The organism is Pseudomonas sp. DCB_AW (genome assembly GCF_026240895.1).
In the GTDB taxonomy this organism is placed as follows: domain Bacteria; phylum Pseudomonadota; class Gammaproteobacteria; order Pseudomonadales; family Pseudomonadaceae; genus Aquipseudomonas; species Aquipseudomonas kermanshahensis.
The window spans coordinates 146,200-164,014 of the sequence record NZ_JAPFCE010000002.1 but is presented as its reverse complement, the minus strand read 5'-3'; the positions used below and the strand labels follow the sequence as shown (position 1 = coordinate 164,014).

Genomic DNA, 17,815 nt, shown 5'->3' with positions numbered 1-17,815 from the left:
CAATAAGAAAGAGGTGCGAGTATGGATGCCAAGAATAGTGCTCATGGCGGAGGCACAGCCAACGGGCTGATGCTTGTTGTCGCCATGACTAGCCTGGCCATGGTGGCGTTTGCAGTCAACTCACTACTGACGCGAGCCGCGTTCCAGACCACTGCCATCGACGCCACATCGTTCACCGCCATCCGGGTGATTTCTGGTGCGCTGACCCTGCTGATCATTGCGATGCTGCAGGGTGCAAAGCTGAAGTCCAGTCAAACAGGCTGGTGGTCAGCTGTCTTGCTGTTTACCTACGTAGCCGCGTTCTCCTTCGCTTACCGCGATATCAGCACGGGCGCAGGCGCGTTGGTGCTGTTCGCCTCGGCTCAGTTGCTGATGATCTCCTACGGCTACTGCAAAGGTGAGCGAACAAGTTTATTGGGTGTCCTGATTGCACTGGGCGGGATTGCTGCCTTTCTTGCACCCTCCGCCTCGGCGCCATCGTTATCAGCCGCGGCGCTGATGGCCGTGGCTGGATTTGCCTGGGGCGGTTTTTCTTTGCTGGGTCGAGCTTCCGATTCGCCCATATCCAACACGGCCTCCAGTTTCCTGTGGGCTGTTCCCCTTACGCTGATCCTGATGCTTGTCCAGCGCGAACACCTGAGTGTCGATACCTTGGGAATGACCTATGCCGTGCTGTCTGGCAGCTTGGCATCGGCCATCGGTTACGCGATCTGGTACTGGGTTCGTGTCCGCATGACCGCTATCAGCGCAGGCGCGGTGCAACTGTCAGTGCCGGTGCTGAGTGCCGTGCTAGGCGTGCTGATCCTAAACGAGGAAATCTCGTGGATTGGCGGGATATCGGCGCTGATCACTCTGGGCGGTGTTGCCTGGGTCACGCTGAAAGCGAAGGCGGGGCAGCAGGGACGTAGTTCGACCGGAGGAGAAGAACCGAGCCGCTAGTCCCTGCCTGGCGGAATGGGTTTACAGCTCCATGACCATTTCGTGCCACGACATCCCGCCATGGTCGGATGGGGAAGGTTTCACGTAGCGATAGCCAAAGTGCTTGTACAGGTCGACGTGCCGTTCCTTGCACATCAGGTGAATAGTTTTTTTGCCCATTGCGCGCATCTGCTCGATGAACTGGCGCATCAGTCGGGTTGAGTGGCCCTTGCCCTGGTGGGCAGGTTCAAGCACCACCGACATGATGACAACGTTTGGCGCCGCAGCATCGTGGCCGACGAGCTCTTTGAAGGCTTCGTCGGACATCACGACTTCATGGGCGCAGCCACTGTTGATGAAACCAGCGATCTCGCCATCCAGCTCCAGGATCAGGAAGCCCTCCGGGTACTGAGCGATCCGAGTTGCGATCTTCTCGTGGGTCGCCGCTTCATCTCCCTCATAAGCGATGGTTTCGATATGGAAGCAGCGATCCGTGTCGCAGGGCGTTGCTTGCCGGAAAGTGGGTGTAGTCATCTGAATCAATCCTGTTGCTGCGCCAATAGCCATGCGTGGTGGCGCTTGTACCGCAAGTATAAGATCGGTCTAAAATGCGGGAACTGCATTCTTTTCAGGGCAAAGTGCACACCATGCATCTGAACCTGCGCCGGCTGGATCTGAATTTGCTGCTAGTTTTCGACTCGCTTTATCGAAACCGCAGCGTCACAGCAGCAGCTGAAGAGCTCGCAATGAGCCCATCGGCCTGTAGTCATGCGCTTTCCAGATTGCGCCAAGCCCTCTCTGATGAGCTTTTCGTTCGCTACGGCAGTGCCATGCAGCCTACGGCGCAGGCGGAGCAGCTAGCAGGGGCCGTAAGTGAAGCCCTGCGGCTTCTGTCGTCAGGGCTGGGGGCTTCGGGGCCGTTCAATCCAGCCACGAGCAACCAGACCTTCACGTTTGCAGCATCCGACGTGACCTCGCTCGCGGTACTACCAGGGCTGATTGCCAGGTTGGAGCAGCTAGCACCTCACCTTCAGCTCAGGGTCATCAGCTCAAGTCACAGGGATTCATTGGATGACTTGGCTATGGGGCGCGCACAGTTCGTGCTGGGGTTCGCCGATGAGTACAGTGCCTCGTACGAAGGTGTCGAAGCTCTTGAGGGCTTCACAGACGATTATGTTGTTGTGGCCAGCAGCGCCCATGCAAGCATCGGGTCGGCGTTGTCTCTCGATCAGTATCTGAGCGCCCGGCATGTTGTTGTCATGCCATGGACTGATGCTGGCAGCGTGATTGATGCGGCCTTAGCCCGGCAGGGGCTCACTCGCCATGTGGCGGTGCAAGTACCCAGTTTCGCGGTGGTGCCGCTGCTTTTGGACGGCTCAGAACTGCTGCTGACACTACCTCGCCGCGTTGCTGCGCAGTTGTTCCATGGCTCGCACTTTGCTGTGCACGACACTCCGTTTGCATCGCCGCGCTACACCCTCAAAGCGCTGTTCCATGCTCGCTACGCTAGCACTCCAGGACATCGTTGGATTCGTGAGCAGTTGCGCCTACTGCTCAATGAACCGGATAGTACGAGCCAGTAATCGCTGATCCAGTCAGCGTCTGCTATTGGCCGTTGGCTGCCTTTCGCGAAGGGCTGCTATGGGTCGAAAGCGGTCATTGATGACCGGCCGCTTTCGACCCAAAGCGGTCAGTGGCAAAAGCAGAGGCCCGCCAAAAGTTGTGAGCTGGATCCGTCTTCAAAATTAGGAGCGATTTTACCCGACTTGCTGCTTCTGTTAGAGAAATCTGATTGTGGGGGGCACGTTATAGAGCTGTTTGGGTTGGCTCGGTGATCATAGTCGGCTGGTATTTGTCACTACAAGCGTCAACAATTTTCTCGGCGTGGTTTACTGGGGACTGTGCCCACGAAGCGACCTATTGCACAGTCTCCAGCAATGAGCGAGTCTTATGGACGAGAGAGCGGCACTTTGCTATGTTGCTTGAACACATGTAGCTCTAAAAGGACTTATAATGCTAATCCCCATCTCTGAAATCTTAAGTAATGATGATCATTATGTATTCAAGGCAAGCTGTGAAAATGCCTTAGAGTACCAGTTAAAAAAAGTGCTGCATCTCACCAAGAAAGTCGAGAAAGGGTTGGATGACCAAGCAAGCGGTCCCTACTTCTACGTCACTGATGAGAAGTTTTCCTATGATCTAGATGCACTTATTCATAACCTCTCAATACTTACTGAGTACTACCATGGGTGGGTGGTGTTTTCTCACATCGGAACAAATTCTCAGGGAAAGGCCAAGTATGTGCCGCTAAAAAAAGATGAGAAGCTCAGTGCTGAAATTGATAAAATATTCAAGTTAAATTCTATTGGGGTTCTGAGTTCGCCTCAAAAATACCGTGGCGACTTCTATGAGGATTGCAAAAAAGCGTTTTTGAAGGCTTATGATTTCCTGTTCATTGGGAAATTCCATGAGGTTTACGTACTAAATAACTATTTAAAACACAATACTGTGGTCATGTCATATGCGCCCAAAGCTATGCTCGGAAATCGAGAAATATCCATTCCGTATGTATATATAGGAAAGCCAAATGATCGTCTTTTGAATGCGTCGGTTTTCAAAAGTCTAATTGATCACGAGCTTGATGAGTGCGGGAAACTGCCTGGCATTAAAGATGATTACTTTGTAGATATTATCAATGCAACAGCGCAGCCGGTGTGCAGCGTTGGCGGTTACAAGGTGTACAATGTTAATGGCTTGGACTACCTTAAGGGCGGCTCAAACGTTGGGTTGTCAATGGAGTCTATCGTGGAAGTGGCCCATGAACTAGTTTCGAATATAGCTAGGGTCTTTATTGACGGTTCGAGGACTAATCCAGACCGTGAGATAAAGCTAAATCGATTGGTTGATGAAATCACTAAGCGCCCGCCAAAAACGCTGGCCAAGCTGGTAAGTGTATAAAGATGACCAAGTGAAGCACTGATCGCTAGCGAGCAACGTATATGACGTTGGACTGGTATGCCCGGAATATATCACCGTGTGTGGCCCAATGTCCGCTTCTGGCCGTTAGCTGATCAGTGGTGAAGGGTACTTTGGGTCGATAGCTGTCAGTCGGGACAGGCCGCTATCGACCCTTAGCTGCCGGTGGAAAAAGGCAGCAATTGGCCAATCTCTGCCTGTCACCAAAGACTGCGACCGATAGTTACTGGTCAAGACCAACCTCATCTGGCTTGTTGAATCCGCAGCCCAAAGCGCGTCAAGCTTGACGGTCTACTTGGTGCGCTGCTCTTCGCTCTCGAACTGCTCTAATGGCATCTGCGAGAACCTCTACAGCTAAGTAAGTTGAAGGACGAGCAATATTGAGGTTCTCACCAAGCGTGACCTGAAGTTTTGCCTTGAGTTGCCCCAAGGTTTTCTTGCCATGGCGCCATCTTTCAGAGCAACCAGCGAAATCAGCCCGAGCCTGATCTGCCAACGCAACAATGTCTGGTTCACCATTATCGCCAATTGCTTTTCTCCTCGCCTTTTCTTCTCTTAGGAGATTTTTAGCAAGCGTCTTGACAGAGTATTCTCTAACTGCCTCGGTGGCTTCTTCAATGGCCTGATTGATTTGGAGCTCCGATAGCTGAGGATAGAATTCTTGAATATGCTGGACGTTAATTAAGTGTGATTCAGCATCCGTTCCTTGAGTGAGGAAGATCCGGATATTTTTTGCAGAAAAAATATCCTTCAGCTGATTTATTTCTTCGCCTGTCAGATAGTCACTATCTCGGTGAACAAGCACCTCTGTTCCAGGTGCGTGATCTTGAATAAAGCGGCACAAGGTTACCGCTGCGTCTATTTTTGTGCATCCAGAGTACGACCAAATTTGAATTCTTTCTTCCTCTGCTCCTGAAGAGGCCATGAGGATCTTGAGGAATTTTTGATCGCTATCTTCAGTTAAAACAACAACATCTATATTTCCATTTTTGAGCCTATCGCCGCTATCTAGGGCGCCTAGGTCCGTTAATATGCGTAGTCGACTGCTTTCGTCTGGCTCAATGTTCACACGACTTCCTTGCGCCATCCAATGAAAATAGGCGCCTGGGACGTCTAGTAAATGCCTAGAATGCGTAGCTACAATTACTTGAAAATCATCTTTCTCCGCCAGTTCAGATAGGAGACTCATTAACTGGCGCTGTCTATCAGGGTGGATATGAGAGTCCGGTTCATCTAGGAGAAGCAATTTGGGTTTGTATTTGGCAGCGTAGGCGAGAATTTGTACTGTTTGCAAAAAACCGGTACCTGCTGCGTCAATAGGTAGCTTGACACCCTGCCTTTCTATCAAGACGTCAACAAATTCGTCCACGTTAGGATCGAATTTTGGGTTGACAACGATTTCCGGAAAAACGCGCGAAAGGTGTTCACTGAATACCTCCCAGGCTTCATTGTCAGACTTGAGACTCCAAAGAATGTTTCTCAAGACGGCATTAGCATCACCGCGGGCAGCTGCTTTTCGTAGTGCGGCAGGCGTCCTATAAGGCTCTGAGGAAGGAATCCCAGCCAAGCCGGGCACATACATTGCAAACTGATTGTCAAGGGATGAGATATCTTCTTTCAGGCCGCCGTCATCTACACTCAAAGCAATGTTTTTGTTCTTTCCACGCCTAATTTCAACTGACGTATTGGAAACTATTCTCTGACCTTGAGGGTCTACGGTTTCCTGATTGAATAAAATTTCAATCGCACGCTGCCTGCTCTGTTTCAAATCTCCGCCAAAGGCAAGGGCTGAAACATCTCGGAGAGGAGTATAAATTAATTGCTCAGGAGAAAGAGTGGTTACCTCACCCTGAAGTTTAGATGTCTGAGCGATGCTTACAGCAAAAGCTATCCCTTGAAGGATGCTGCTTTTTCCGGAATTATTTGTACCTACAAGGATATTTATGCGTTCCAGTGGAATCTCTACATCTCTGAGGTTTTTAAATCGGCGAATCGTGATTGACTTAAGCATTTTTTGCTCTGAGAAATTATATTTCGAGCGGCCGGAACCAGCCATTTGCGAATGGCACAACGCTACTACATGATACTAGCAGTGCGCAACAGTCTGTCTGTGGTCGGCAGCCGTGTATTGTACAAGTCCGCTTCTGGCCGACTACGGCCCTTTGTGAAGGGCTGCTTAGGGTCGAAAGCGGTCAGTCGCGAACGACTGCCTTCGACCCATAGCTGCCTTAGGAGAAAGGCGGCTATGGCAATTTCAGTTCAACCGCGTAGCAAATTGCTCCTGCTTAGGGCCTCATTGGCCCCGCTCTAACACCTTCCAATTAACGAAAGCTGCTAATGGCGCGCTGACAGCGCACTGTAGCGGCAGGCACAGAAGCGGTCCAAAGCATTCGCGTGGACCCCTTCGACCTGTATCAGAACAGGTCCTGCAAGGTTTGCTGCGTGTCCTTCAGCGATGGGTCACTACCCTGCGTGGTGCTCATCGCCGGCGCGCTCTCGGCCTTGAACACTTCCATTGCCGTCTGCGGCCCGTGCGCCGATGCCGCTGTCCCGTCTGCCGTGTTGATCAGCCGGGTTACAACCCCATCAGGCGCCGGCTGCGAGTAAGGCGCTGTCCCGGCAAGTGCCACCTGCATGTAGTCCATCCAGATAGGCAGTGCGATGGTCACCCCCCATTCCCTGCGCCCCAGGCTTTGCGGCTTATCGAAACCTGCCCAGACGCTCGTCACGTAGTTGCCGTTATAGCCCGTGAACCAGGAGTCTTTGGCTTCGTTGGTGGTGCCCGTCTTGCCCGCGATATCGGGGCGATGCAGGGCGGAAGCGGCGCGACCTGTGCCCCGCTTGATGACATCCTGGAGCATGCTGGTGAGCAGGTAGGTCGTACGGCTGTCCACGACCTGTTCAGCCACCGCTTCGGGTGCAGAGTTGCGGGCGCTGGGCGCGGAACGCGGGGCGGCCTTGAAGACAACTCGGCCTGAGCGGTCCTCGACTCGGTCGATGAAAAAGGGCGTGACCTTGTAGCCGCCGTTGGCGAGCACGCTCCAGCCGCCGACCACCGCCATGGGGGTAACGGACGCTGTGCCCAGGGCAAGGGAAAGGTTGCGCGGCATGTCGTTGACGTCGAAACCAAAACGCGTGATGTAGTCGATGGTCGGATCGATGCCCATGGCTTGCAGCAGGCGTATCGAAATCATGTTTCTGGAACGATACAGCGCTTCGCGCAGGCGAATGGGGCCGAGGAAGGTGCGGTTTTCGTTCTGTGGGCGCCATGCCGGCCCCGAGTAGTCGCTGCCCAGCACAATGGGCGCGTCGTTGACGATGCTCGCCGGCGTATAGCCGTTGTCGAGCGCCGCACAGTAGATGAAGGGCTTGAAGCTTGAGCCCGGTTGCCGTTTGGCCTGTACCACGCGGTTGAAACCGCTCTGGTTAAAATCGAAGCCGCCGACAAGGGCCTTGATCGCGCCATTGTCCGGTGCTACCGACACCAGCGCGCCTTGAACGTCGGGCACCTGGCTGAAAGCGAAAGGCTGAGAGCCTGCCCGCTCAACGCGGATCACATCGCCTGGGACGACGATATCTGCAGGCCGTGCCGGTTGGCGCCCCAGTGCACTGTGGTTGATGAAGGGCCGGGCCCACGCCATCGTCTGCCAGGCGACGTCGTGTTGCTGGCCGGCCTGGTCGACCACGGTGATGCGGTTGGCGTAGACCTTCGTCACCGCCACAGCTTCCAGGCCGCCCAGTACCGGATACCCTTTCAACCTTCCCAGCCATGCCGGGCTCAGGCTGCCCGTGAGATGGCTTTCGGGGCCGCGATAGCCGTGGCGCTTGTCGTAGGTTTTCAAACCGTTCTGCAACGCAGCGTTGGCAGCCTCCTGCAGTGTGCCGGAGACAGTCGTCACCACGCGAAAGCCTTGCGTGTAGGCGTCATCCCCGAAGCGGCTGACTATCTGGGCCCTGACCATTTCGGCGATGTAGGGGGCACTGACCTCCGGTTCAGGCGCGTGATAATGCGCGGTCACGGGGGCCTCCAGCGCGGCGCGGTAGCGGGCCTGATCGATGCTTCCCAGCGCGTACATTCGCCCCAGAATCCAGTCGCGGCGTTGTTTCGCCCTTGCCGGGTTATTGATAGGGTTGAACCGTGAGGGCGCCTTGGGCAAGCCCGCGATCATCGCGGTCTGCGCCAGGGTCAGTTGGGATACCGGCTTCCCATAATAGATCTGCGCGGCGGCTGCGATGCCATAGGCCCGCTTGCCCAGGTATATCTTGTTGACGTACAGGTTGAAGATTTCATCCTTGGTCAATGTGCGTTCAATGCGCAAGGCCAGCAGTATTTCGGTCAGTTTGCGTGAGAACGTCTTCTCTTTGCTCAGGAAGAAGTTCTTGGCCACCTGCATGGTGATCGTGCTGCCGCCGGAGCGGACGTGGCCGTTCCTGATCAACTCCATGGCCGCACGCAGCAGGCCTGTAGGTTCGACGCCACGGTGATGGTAGAAGTTGGCATCCTCCGCAGCCATGAAGGCTGCCAGGAAGTCGCCGGGGATTTGTGCGGAGGGCAGGGGGATACGGCGTATTTCACCAAATTCGGCGATCAGCTTTCCTTCTGCGCTGAATACCTGCAGCGGCTCTTGCAGTTGCACGGCCTTGAGGGTTTCTACATCGGGCAATTGCGGGTTGAGGTACAGATAGGTGCCGCTTGCACCAAGCACCAGCACGCTGGCAAGTGACAAGGCACACCAGCCCAGGGCCTTTGAAAGCCGCATTCGTCGCTCCTTTAGTGGGATTTAGATACCGGTAAGCGGGTCAGAGAACCCCAATGCGCGTATCGGTACTTGGCGGCTCGAGAATCGAGGCGTTCTGCAGGGCAGTCGGGGCGTCGAATTCCGGCTTCAGCTGCCCGTGTGCATCGAGTAGCCAGGCGTCCATGACCTTCCTGACCACCGGCCCTGCGACCCGGGCCCCGGCTTCACCGTTCTCGATCATCACGGCGACCACGATGGCCGGGCGTTGCGCGGGGGCAAAACCGACAAAAAGTGCGTTATCACGGTGGCGTTCACGGGTCTTGTTACGGTTGTAGCGCTCGCCCTGCCTGATCGCGATGACCTGTGCCGTGCCACTCTTGCCGGCTATTCGGTATGGCGCGCCCTGGGATGCCCGGCGCCCGGCACCGCGCGGGTTGTGCATGACCATCTCCATGCCCTTTACCACCTCGCGCCAGGTGTCCGGATCCTTGAGGGTGATGTTGGGCAGCGGGTGTGGGTCGGCCGGTTTTTGCCCACCAATCGACAGCGCCAGGTGCGGCCGATGCCAGATGCCTCTGCTGGCAATGAGGCTGGTGGCCTGGGCCATTTGCAGAGGCGTCATCTGCACATAGCCCTGGCCGATGCCCGCGATCAGCGTTTCGCCGGGGTACCACTGCTGGCGGCGGGTGGCGCGTTTCCATGCCGGGGAGGGCATCAGCCCGGGCGCTTCCTCGAACAGATCGATCGAGACCCGCTGCCCCAGGCCAAACGCGGTGAGGTAGCTGTGTAACCGCTCGATACCCAGCCTGTGGGCCAGGTCGTAGAAGTAGGTGTCATTGGAACGCATGATCGCGTCGAACATATTGACCCACCCGTCGCCTGCGCGATTCCAGTTGCGGTACTTGTGCCGGTAATTGGGCAGCTCGTAATAGCCACGGTCGAATACCCGCTGGTAAGGGGTGATGACGCCACTGTCCAGCCCTGCAACCACTACCATCGGTTTGATGGTTGAGGCCGGGGGGTAGAGACCGCGTAGCACGCGGTTGAACAGCGGCATGTCGGCTGAATCGCGCAAGGCCGAGTAATCCCGGGCCGTGATGCCCTTAACGAAAGGGTTGGGGTCGAAGCTGGGTCGGCTGACCATGGCCAGGACATCGCCAGTTGCCGGGTCCAGTGCGACCACAGCGCCACGGCGGTCTCCCAGGGCCTGCTCGGCAGCACCTTGCAGTGACGCATCGATCGTCAGCACGATGTCCTGGCCCGGGGTCGGGTTGTGACGGCCCAGCACGCGGATCACCTTGCCTTGCGCATTGGTTTCCACTTCTTCGAAACCCATCTGGCCATGCAGGGCGTTTTCATAGAAGCGCTCGATGCCGGTTTTTCCGATCTGTTCCGTGTTCAGGTACTTTGCGTGATCGAGTTGCCGGTATTCTTTTTCATTGATGCGCCCGACATAACCCACCGAATGGGCAAAGTGTTCGGCCAGCGGGTACACCCGCGAAAACTGCGCGTGAACATCTACCCCCGGCAGTCGAAATTGATTCACTGCCAACCGTGCGATCTGCTGTTCGGTGAGGTCCGTCATCAAGACGACGGGCTCGAAGGCTCTGCTCCTGCGGTGCAAGGCCCGGTCTACCTTGTCGCGTTGTGCAGCGGTCAAGCCAAGCACCTGGTACAACTGGCTGACGACGGCCTTGGTATCGCCAGCTCGTTCGCGGGTGATAGTCAGGTTGAAAGTGGGGATATTGTCGGCCAGCACGACGTTGTTGCGGTCATAGATAATGCCCCGTGTTGCCGGGAGTGGGCGGACATGCACGCGGTTTTTTTCTGCGACCGCAACGTGTAGATCATGCTGAGTGACTTGCAGGAAGTACAACCGACACACCAGTGCGGTTGTCAGGGCCATGACCAGTACGGCGCTGGAGATAATTCTTGTTTTTACAATCCTGTGGCTGGCTTCCCTGTCCTGTAATTCGGTGGGATGTGTCATCTGGAAATACTTACCGCTTTTTGCAGGTCTTACGCTCTTGGGTTTTTTATTCTAAGGGGCGTGAAGTATTCATCAATGCACACTTCGGGCTATCTGATATCAATCAGGCTGATGTCACACAAGGGCTGTCCAGTGAATGAATCCGAACGCATGCGGATCAAAACGGGTGGGGGCGGGCTCAGGCCAGGCAAAAGGTTTTATCCACCAGTTCGATGATCATCGCCTTGACCGTTTGCAGCGTGCTGTCGTGCTTGCTGCCCACTCGCGTGCCGATTTCCAGGTCATAGGAGGGCATGGGCACGGGGCAATGGAACGTTTGCAGCGTGCTGACCCTTTCCATGGCACGTGCCGCATGTGTAGGCACCGTGGTGATCAGTTTCGAGCCCATCAGCAGAAACGGCACTGCGGCAAAATGCGAGGTCGAGGCGTGGATACGGCGTTTGTAGCCGACGGCATTCAAGCCTTCGTCGACGATGCCGACGAAACCCGCCGACGAGACCAGCAAGTGGGGCCTCTGGGCGTAGTCTTCGGCGGTGGTGGGTAGCGTGTTGTTGGCATCGGCAATGCCCAGGTAATTACCTCGGCCAAGGCGGTGCCGGACAATCAGCGGCGACGACAGCCCGCCGGCCGACACGGCGATGTCTATCTGGTGACGCATTAGCATGTCCTGGACCAGGCCGCTGTGGGTCTGCCGAAAAATCACGCGCAAGCCACGCAGGTGCTCGTCGATCTGCGATACCAGGCTTTGGCCCAGGGCGATTTCAGTGTCATCGGACAAACCGAGGGTGATCGTCCTGCCCTTGATGTCCTGGTCACCGCCCGAAAGTGCAAGGGCTTGCCGGCAGCAATTGAGGGCTTCGCCAATTAGCGGTGCCAGCTCGTTGGCGCGCATGGTCGGGCGCAGGCCACGGCCGGTGCGCTCGAACAACGGGTCGGCGTAGATCTCACGCAGGCGGCCAAGTGCGGCACTGACCGCAGGCTGCGTGACGCCCAGGCGTATGGCCGCGCGGCTGGCGCCGCCTTCCTCGATCAGCGCGACAAAAACCCTGAGCAGATTCAGATCGACATTTTCGATATCAAAAGTATTCATATCAGATATCCTGATAGTTGATTGATTAATAGTATAGAGGTGCGGACAATCCCCGACAATTATTCAACAAGTGCTTGAGCCGCTACTTGGCCGGGCCGGTAAATGTGTACGTATGAAAGGAAGCAAAGTTGTTGCGGGTCTCCTGCTGGTTATGGCGGTCAGTACGTTGAATGCCGCGGCCATCCCGCCGCAAGATGAGCCGCACGGCAGTGTAATGACGCCGCTTGGCAAGCAACTGATTAGCGAACTTCAAGTCGCGCTGCAGGGGCAACACTATTATCAAGGCGATATCGATGGTTTGTTTGGCAGCGAAACACAAGAGGCCATCTACTTGCTGCAGTTGGACCATGCGTTGCCGTTGACCGGGAGTGTCAATGTGCAATTGCTGGAATGGCTCGGTATTGAACCGCCCGCCTGGCTGATGCCTTGATCAATCGCTGTGAGTGAGTATCTTCATGCGTGCCCCTTCTAGAGCGCTGCCCGGTTATCCGTGGCGGTTCAGGGTCGTGGTCGGCCTTGTACTTATCCTTGCTTTTACGCTGTGCTGGCGCATTGTCGAGCTGCAAATTGTCGATAATGCCTTCCTCCGCCAGCAGGGTGATGCGCGCAGCCTGCGTTATCTGACCCATCCTGCGCCCCGAGGGGTGATCACGGACCGTGCCGGACACCCGCTGGCTGTCAGCACCCCCGTGGTTACCCTATGGGCTGACATGCGTGAACTGTCCGCCGAGAAGGCCAGATGGCCGTTGCTCGCCCAGGCGTTGGAGATGCCGCTTGCGACGCTCGAAAAGCGTTTTGCGCAAAACCGGCACAAGGCGTTTTTCTACCTGCGCAGGCGACTGCCCCCTGAACGGGCCGGGCAGGTGTTGCAGGTCGTCCAGCAACAGCACATCAAGGGCATTTACAGCCTGGAGGAGTCGCGACGCTTCTATCCTGCAGGTGCCATCGCCGCGCAGGTCGTTGGTTTTACCGATATCGACAACAACGGCAGCGAAGGCGTGGAACTGGCCTACGATCAGGGGCTACTTGGGGTCAGCGGCAGGCAGCATGTGGTCAAGGACCGCAGGGGGCAGGTGATTCAGGACCTGGGCGTGAGCCGGCCTGCAAAACAGGGGCAGGACCTGGCGCTGTCCCTGGACATACGCTTGCAGTACCTGGCGAGCCGCGAGTTGGCGAAGGCCGTGACCGACAATGGTGCCGACGCGGGAAGTGTCGTGATCCTTGATGTCGAGACCGGGGAGCTGCTGGCACTCGCCAACTACCCCACCTACAACCCCAACAACCGTGCACAGGCCAGCCCATCAGCGATGCGAAACCGGGCGCTGGTGGACGTGTTCGAGCCTGCATCGACGATGAAACCGTTCTCGGTTGCCGCTGCACTGGAAAGCGGGCGCTGGAAACCGTCCGACACCGTGCTGGTGAAAACCGGCAGCCTGAAGGTTGGCAGGTTCACCATCCGTGATGCCTCGCGCACCGCAGGCGAGCGGTTGGACATGACCGGGATCCTGGTGCGTTCCAGCAACGTTGCGATCAGCCAGGTGGCATTCGACATTGGCGGCGAGAAGATTCATGGCCTGCTGCAGCGCGTCGGCCTAGGGCAAACGACCGGTACGGCGTTCCCCGGGGAGCGTTCGGGCGTGCTGCCCACCCGACGCCAGTGGCGGGACGCCGAAACCGCAGCGATGTCCTACGGCTACGGAGTTTCCGTCACCGCCGTGCAGCTGGCCAAGGCCTACGCGACCCTGGTCAATGGCGGCAGAAGTGTGCCTGTCTCGCTGTTACGTGTCAGCGAACCCGCGCAGGCAAGTCAGGCGATGCCTGCAGCGGTGGCCAATGCGCTGAAGCGCATGCTGGTACAGGTGGTCGAAGCACCCAGGGGCATTTATCGCGCCAAGGTGCCGGGCTATCACGTAGGCGGCAAGAGCGGTACCGCCAGGCGGCCCAGCGCCACCAACAAGGGCTACCAGCACAAGGCGTACAGGGCGATGTTCGCCGGGTTCGCACCTGCCGCCGCGCCGAAATTTGTGGTGGTCGTGATGATCGACAACCCGTCCAGGCACGGCTATTTCGGTGGGCTGGTATCGGCACCGGTTTTCAGCAAGGTCATGGCGCAGGCGCTTCGGCTGTACAACATCGCCCCGGACAATCTTCCCTGATCCAGGCTCAGGCCCCGACGAGGTAGGGGTGGCCGTCTATCCTTGCTCGATTTTGGCCACATGCCGAACGGCTGAATGGGTCGATAGCGGTCAACCTCGGTCGGCAGCTATCGACCCATAGCGGCCTTTCGCGAAAGGCAACAATCGGCCAATAGCTTCTATTCGATAACGGCAGTAGTCGACCCTCGGCGAATATCAGTTAACAGATTTTCCATCGACAATCTGACTCATTTAAGTCACGACATCCCTACATAACTGCCTGAATGCGTTAGATGACTCTGTCCTTTTACGCATCTGCGTGCGGCCAGCTCAGCTTTCCGCGACCGACGCGCAAGGCTTCCACAAGCCTAGTCTTGCCTTGCAGCCGGCCCGAGAAGATGCTGGGCTTGGGATCGGTTGCCGGTTTCTTGAAGGCTGCGACTCTTTGGTAGTCGGGGGTTACTAACCAGGTTCGTCCATCGCCTTCGTCGGTGACAAGCCACGCGGCTTCTGCGTTTCGTCGAAAGACGCTAAGCTCATCCAGCTTCCCGCTTCCTGCCGTGCTACGAAGTGAGGAGCACCGATACGAGAGTACAAGGTGGTACCAATCCAGATGCACCGACGTCGCCTGATCTAGCAGTAGATCCAGACCGTCCTATCATTCCTGACCCTGACGACGATCCTCTGATGAACGAAGAAGAGGGTGGTGAGAGGCAGGTCGACGATGAGGATCCATCCACAGTGCTATCCACCGTGCGCGCCACGATCTTCAATGCGTACTGCGTACCCATACTCGCGCCGGCTGTGCGGTTGCTGCGCTGGAGTGCGGTTTACTGCCCGTGAATCAGATGTCCATGGAGTTCTACGGCAAGGTTGCCTATCACCACTATGAAGGAGCTGCCTTGGACCTCGATGAGCAACAACGTCTGGTCGCGTATCTGGAAGACAAGAACGTGATGATCTTGCGTAACCACGGCCTGCTGACGGGAGGACGCACCGTGGGGAAGCGTTCATCAGAATGTACTACCTGGAAAAAGCCTGTGAGATACAGCTCGCGGCTCAGCAGGCTGGTCAGTTGCTGTTGCATAGCCATGAAATTTGCGCCCATACAGAGCGACAATTCAATGAGCCGCAGCGCGAGTTGAAAGGTGAGTTGTCAGATCCCGATGCGGCTACCCTGGCCTGGAAGGCCTTGCTGCGCATGCTAGACCGATTAGCTCCCGACTACCGCAACTGAATCGGGAATATCCCGCAGCATCAATGGGGGCAGCGATCGTCGCACCCTCCACTGATCGGTCAGGTGCTTGCCGGCATCGGAGGTTCACTCGCAGATAGCTGATTGACACTTGTGAGTATGTTGAGGAAGCTGGCCAAGCCTGTCTGCAAGTCCATGCCTTGCCGAGTGATGCAGTGAAACGCTGAAGTGTAGGCGAGCCGATCCGGAAGAATCGCTCGCAGACGCCCTTGTTCGACCCAGGTTTTCGCATAGTGGGATGGGAGGTAGCCGATGTACGTCCCCGAGAAAACCAGCAGTGCGATGGCCTCCATCGAGAAGGCACTGATCATGTTGTTGAAGCGCAGTTCGTAAGGCCGGCGGTTTTCTGCGACGTAGCCGCGATCCACATAGTCGGAAGCACTGATCTCTTCGATGGAGAGTGTTTCATCTGCTCGTTCAAAGAACGGATGATCACTGCTGCAGTAGAGGTTCTGCTCCTCGTTGAACAGCGGCCTGTAGTCCAGGCCTGAGAGCCGATGGTGAAAGGCCCCGATCGCCAAATGCAGGCGTTCTTCCAGGACTGCTTGCTCCAACTCATCGGGACGCATCACATGCAGCTGCAGGCGAATCCTTGGGTGGTTTTTGCGAAAACGGGCAATTGCATTTGGTAGAGGGCTCTCCGGCATTGTTGCCAAGCTGTCTACGGTACCCAGCTGAAGGTGTTCCTGGCTACGGCCGTTCACCTCCACTGTTCTTTGTCGAAAGCGTTCAATATCGGCAAAGAGTTCCTGGGCAGCGCTGTAGGTGGCCAAACCTTCTTCTGTGAGCTGAAAGCCGGACTTTCCCCGTTTGCACAACGAGTAACCCACACGAATCTCGAGGTCGCGGATCACGACACTCAGCCGCGGCAGACTCATGTTCAAACGGGTCTGGGCTGCAGTGAACCCCCCAGCTTCAACAATCGTGCAGAACGTGCGGAGCATCCGCAGATCCACGTCATTTAGATTTCCAAGCATGACCACCTCTAGTCGTGTGGGCTTTTTGAAGCCCTGCTACCGAGATAGCAGGGCTGATGAGCAGACCTTACCCGTTCATCACGCCGCCGCCGTTCACGCCCAGTACCTGGCCTGTGGTGAAGCTGGCTTTCTCGGAGGAAAGGAACACCACTGTATGAGCGATCTCGTCTGCGGTCCCGAGGCGTTGGAGTGGATATCGTGCCGCTTCTTCTTTCACGTAGGCCGGCCCAAGTCGCTCGACCATTGGTGTAAGTGTGCCACCAGGGGCCACCGCGTTCACTCTCACGGCATGGGGCGCGAGTTCTCTGGCTAGCGATTTGGTGAAAGCAATAATCCCACCTTTTGCTGCGCAGTAGTGACACAGATTGGCGCAGCCCAGCTGGCCAAGGTCAGAGGCAATATTGATGATGGCGCCACTGCCTTGTCGGGTCATGAGTCGAGCGGCTTCCTGCGCGAACAGGAAGGTGCCGTACAGATGCACGCGTATCATCAGGTCCCATTGTTCGAACGCCATCTGGGTGATCGGCGCTTCGCTCAGGATGCCAGCATTGTTTACCAGCACATCCAGTCGTTCCAATCCGCTGAAGGCGTGCTTCACCGTCGCCGGCGACGAGACGTCACCTAACGCAATACGAGTTGTGACACCTTTGGATTCCAGTTCCTGGACCAGCGATTCAAGCTCATGGCTGAAGCTAAGATCATTCAACACTGCCGTGTCGCCAGTTTCAGCCAAGGCGAGGGCGATAGCGCGGCCGATACCATTGGCGGCGCCTGTCACAAGGTAGGTTTTCATGGGGCGGTTCCCGATCAGTAGGGATGGTTTTCGAGCCAGCGTGCGTAGGTCACCAAGCCGTCGCTTAACAGAAACTCAGGGTGGTAACCGAGCTGTTCACGTGCTGCGGTGATGTCGAACCGGGCATTCTCATCGAGGACGTCAATCGTGCCGGGGCCGATGGCAATGTCCGCTGCCGGATATAGAGCGCGCACGCGCTCGGCAACTGAGGAATAGCTCTCTTGCTCGCCGGCGGTGACGTTGAACACGCGCTGAGTCAATCGACCATCTTCAACGGTCGCCGCCAGTAGGCAGGCCGCTGCGACGTCCGTAACGTGCACGTATTGCAGGCGGTAATCACCGCCAGCGGCTTCAGCGAGTGGCTCTCCATCGATGGCTGCACGTAGCAAGTCCTTGAGATAGCACTGCATGAATTGGCCCGGCCCGTAGATCCAGCCCGGGCGCAGTGAAACAACACTGACCTGGTAGAGGTCGGTGTAGACCTGGCCAAGCTTTTCGGTGAATACCTTGGTGCAGCCGTAGGGAGTGGTAGGTTGTAGCGGCACCGACTCGTCGATCACGCCGAGTGCTTGGTTATTGCCGTAGGCACATTCGGAACTGAGGTTCACGACTCGCGGTGTTCCGCTCAGGCGTGCTGCTTCCAGCACGTGAGTAGTGCCCAGCGCGTTGGTCAAAACGGTCTGAAGAGGGATGCGCCGCGAATCAACGGGGTGGGAGATTGCTGCCGTATGGATGACAGCATCAAACTTCTGGGTTTGAAAGGTTTCCAGCAGACTGGCCAGGTCGATCAGATCGCCCTGGCGATATTGGTAGTCAGCTGCTTCGATTGCACAGGTCAGGCTGCGATCATAGCCAGTCACGCGGTGACCTTGCCTTAGAAGCTGACGCACGACTTCTTGTCCAAGGAAGCCATTGGACCCTGTCACGAGAACATTCATGGGG

13 protein-coding genes and 1 pseudogene are annotated in these 17,815 nt (G+C 56.6%); 6 read left to right on the top strand and 8 right to left on the bottom strand.

The features are described 5' to 3' along the window. Positions 1-21: 21 nt before the first annotated feature. Positions 22-939, top strand: coding sequence for a DMT family transporter (locus tag OO306_RS02630; protein ID WP_232535889.1), 918 nt, complete (start codon positions 22-24; stop codon positions 937-939). Between the two features lie 21 nt (positions 940-960). Here OO306_RS02630 and OO306_RS02625 read toward each other — a convergent pair whose 3' ends face one another. Next, the gene (locus tag OO306_RS02625) at positions 961-1,452 is read right to left on the bottom strand and encodes a GNAT family N-acetyltransferase (RefSeq protein ID WP_182375342.1); all 492 of its coding nucleotides are present in this window, start codon (positions 1,450-1,452) and stop codon (positions 961-963) included. Between the two features lie 113 nt (positions 1,453-1,565). Between OO306_RS02625 and OO306_RS02620 the strand changes: the two genes are divergently transcribed. Next, positions 1,566-2,501 (top strand): LysR family transcriptional regulator, encoded by a 936-nt coding sequence (locus OO306_RS02620; protein ID WP_265967584.1) that lies wholly within the window; start codon positions 1,566-1,568, stop codon positions 2,499-2,501. A 430-nt stretch (positions 2,502-2,931) separates the two neighbouring features. Next, the gene (locus OO306_RS02615) at positions 2,932-3,876 is read left to right on the top strand and encodes a hypothetical protein (RefSeq protein WP_265967583.1); all 945 of its coding nucleotides are present in this window, start codon (positions 2,932-2,934) and stop codon (positions 3,874-3,876) included. 295 nt (positions 3,877-4,171) lie between these two features. On the opposite strand, the gene OO306_RS02610 is transcribed toward OO306_RS02615, so the two are convergent. The 4 genes from OO306_RS02610 to OO306_RS02595 all read right to left on the bottom strand — a co-directional run bounded on the left by OO306_RS02610 (position 4,172) and on the right by OO306_RS02595 (position 11,713). Continuing rightward, entirely contained in the window at positions 4,172-5,905 is a 1,734-nt protein-coding gene (locus OO306_RS02610) for an AAA family ATPase (protein WP_265967582.1), read from the bottom strand. A gap of 403 nt (positions 5,906-6,308) precedes the next feature. Then, positions 6,309-8,654 carry a penicillin-binding protein 1A gene (locus OO306_RS02605; RefSeq protein WP_265967581.1) on the bottom strand — a complete coding sequence of 782 codons (2,346 nt, stop codon included), beginning with the start codon at positions 8,652-8,654 and terminating at the stop codon, positions 6,309-6,311. Between the two features lie 40 nt (positions 8,655-8,694). Then, positions 8,695-10,623 carry a penicillin-binding protein 2 gene (gene mrdA, locus OO306_RS02600; protein ID WP_265967580.1) on the bottom strand — a complete coding sequence of 643 codons (1,929 nt, stop codon included), beginning with the start codon at positions 10,621-10,623 and terminating at the stop codon, positions 8,695-8,697. Positions 10,624-10,801: 178 nt separating this feature from the next. Next, entirely contained in the window at positions 10,802-11,713 is a 912-nt protein-coding gene (locus OO306_RS02595; protein WP_265967579.1) for a LysR family transcriptional regulator, read from the bottom strand. 112 nt (positions 11,714-11,825) lie between these two features. Between OO306_RS02595 and OO306_RS02590 the strand changes: the two genes are divergently transcribed. The 3 genes and pseudogenes from OO306_RS02590 to OO306_RS02580 all read left to right on the top strand — a co-directional run. Next, positions 11,826-12,143 carry a peptidoglycan-binding protein gene (locus OO306_RS02590; protein ID WP_265967578.1) on the top strand — a complete coding sequence of 106 codons (318 nt, stop codon included), beginning with the start codon at positions 11,826-11,828 and terminating at the stop codon, positions 12,141-12,143. 25 nt (positions 12,144-12,168) lie between these two features. Then, positions 12,169-13,869 carry a penicillin-binding protein 2 gene (locus OO306_RS02585; protein WP_265967577.1) on the top strand — a complete coding sequence of 567 codons (1,701 nt, stop codon included), beginning with the start codon at positions 12,169-12,171 and terminating at the stop codon, positions 13,867-13,869. Between the two features lie 713 nt (positions 13,870-14,582). After that, positions 14,583-15,085 (top strand): annotated as a pseudogene (locus OO306_RS02580) (class II aldolase/adducin family protein); the annotation flags it as partial. Positions 15,086-15,144: 59 nt separating this feature from the next. On the opposite strand, the gene OO306_RS02575 reads toward OO306_RS02580, so the two are convergent. The 3 genes from OO306_RS02575 to OO306_RS02565 all read right to left on the bottom strand — a co-directional run bounded on the left by OO306_RS02575 (position 15,145) and on the right by OO306_RS02565 (position 17,811). Next, on the bottom strand, positions 15,145-16,080 hold the full coding sequence (locus tag OO306_RS02575; protein WP_086976122.1) for a LysR family transcriptional regulator: 936 nt from the start codon (positions 16,078-16,080) through the stop codon (positions 15,145-15,147). A 67-nt stretch (positions 16,081-16,147) separates the two neighbouring features. Beyond that, positions 16,148-16,873 carry an SDR family NAD(P)-dependent oxidoreductase gene (locus tag OO306_RS02570; RefSeq protein ID WP_265967576.1) on the bottom strand — a complete coding sequence of 242 codons (726 nt, stop codon included), beginning with the start codon at positions 16,871-16,873 and terminating at the stop codon, positions 16,148-16,150. A 14-nt stretch (positions 16,874-16,887) separates the two neighbouring features. Further along, complete coding sequence (locus OO306_RS02565; RefSeq protein ID WP_265967575.1) at positions 16,888-17,811, bottom strand: NAD(P)-dependent oxidoreductase; 924 nt, start codon at positions 17,809-17,811, stop codon at positions 16,888-16,890. Between the last annotated feature and the right edge of the window lie 4 nt (positions 17,812-17,815).

Excerpts from the sequence above, each read along its gene's own strand:
- OO306_RS02630 (WP_232535889.1), top strand. The coding sequence starts at position 22 with ATGGATGCCAAGAATAGTGCTCATGGCGGAGGCACAGCCAACGGGCTG.
- OO306_RS02625 (WP_182375342.1), bottom strand. The coding sequence starts at position 1,452 with ATGACTACACCCACTTTCCGGCAAGCAACGCCCTGCGACACGGATCGC.
- OO306_RS02620 (WP_265967584.1), top strand. The coding sequence starts at position 1,566 with ATGCATCTGAACCTGCGCCGGCTGGATCTGAATTTGCTGCTAGTTTTC.
- OO306_RS02615 (WP_265967583.1), top strand. The coding sequence starts at position 2,932 with ATGCTAATCCCCATCTCTGAAATCTTAAGTAATGATGATCATTATGTA.
- OO306_RS02610 (WP_265967582.1), bottom strand. The coding sequence starts at position 5,905 with ATGCTTAAGTCAATCACGATTCGCCGATTTAAAAACCTCAGAGATGTA.
- OO306_RS02605 (WP_265967581.1), bottom strand. The coding sequence starts at position 8,654 with ATGCGGCTTTCAAAGGCCCTGGGCTGGTGTGCCTTGTCACTTGCCAGC.
- mrdA (WP_265967580.1), bottom strand. The coding sequence starts at position 10,623 with ATGACACATCCCACCGAATTACAGGACAGGGAAGCCAGCCACAGGATT.
- OO306_RS02595 (WP_265967579.1), bottom strand. The coding sequence starts at position 11,713 with ATGAATACTTTTGATATCGAAAATGTCGATCTGAATCTGCTCAGGGTT.
- OO306_RS02590 (WP_265967578.1), top strand. The coding sequence starts at position 11,826 with ATGAAAGGAAGCAAAGTTGTTGCGGGTCTCCTGCTGGTTATGGCGGTC.
- OO306_RS02585 (WP_265967577.1), top strand. The coding sequence starts at position 12,169 with ATGCGTGCCCCTTCTAGAGCGCTGCCCGGTTATCCGTGGCGGTTCAGG.
- OO306_RS02575 (WP_086976122.1), bottom strand. The coding sequence starts at position 16,080 with ATGCTTGGAAATCTAAATGACGTGGATCTGCGGATGCTCCGCACGTTC.
- OO306_RS02570 (WP_265967576.1), bottom strand. The coding sequence starts at position 16,873 with ATGAAAACCTACCTTGTGACAGGCGCCGCCAATGGTATCGGCCGCGCT.
- OO306_RS02565 (WP_265967575.1), bottom strand. The coding sequence starts at position 17,811 with ATGAATGTTCTCGTGACAGGGTCCAATGGCTTCCTTGGACAAGAAGTC.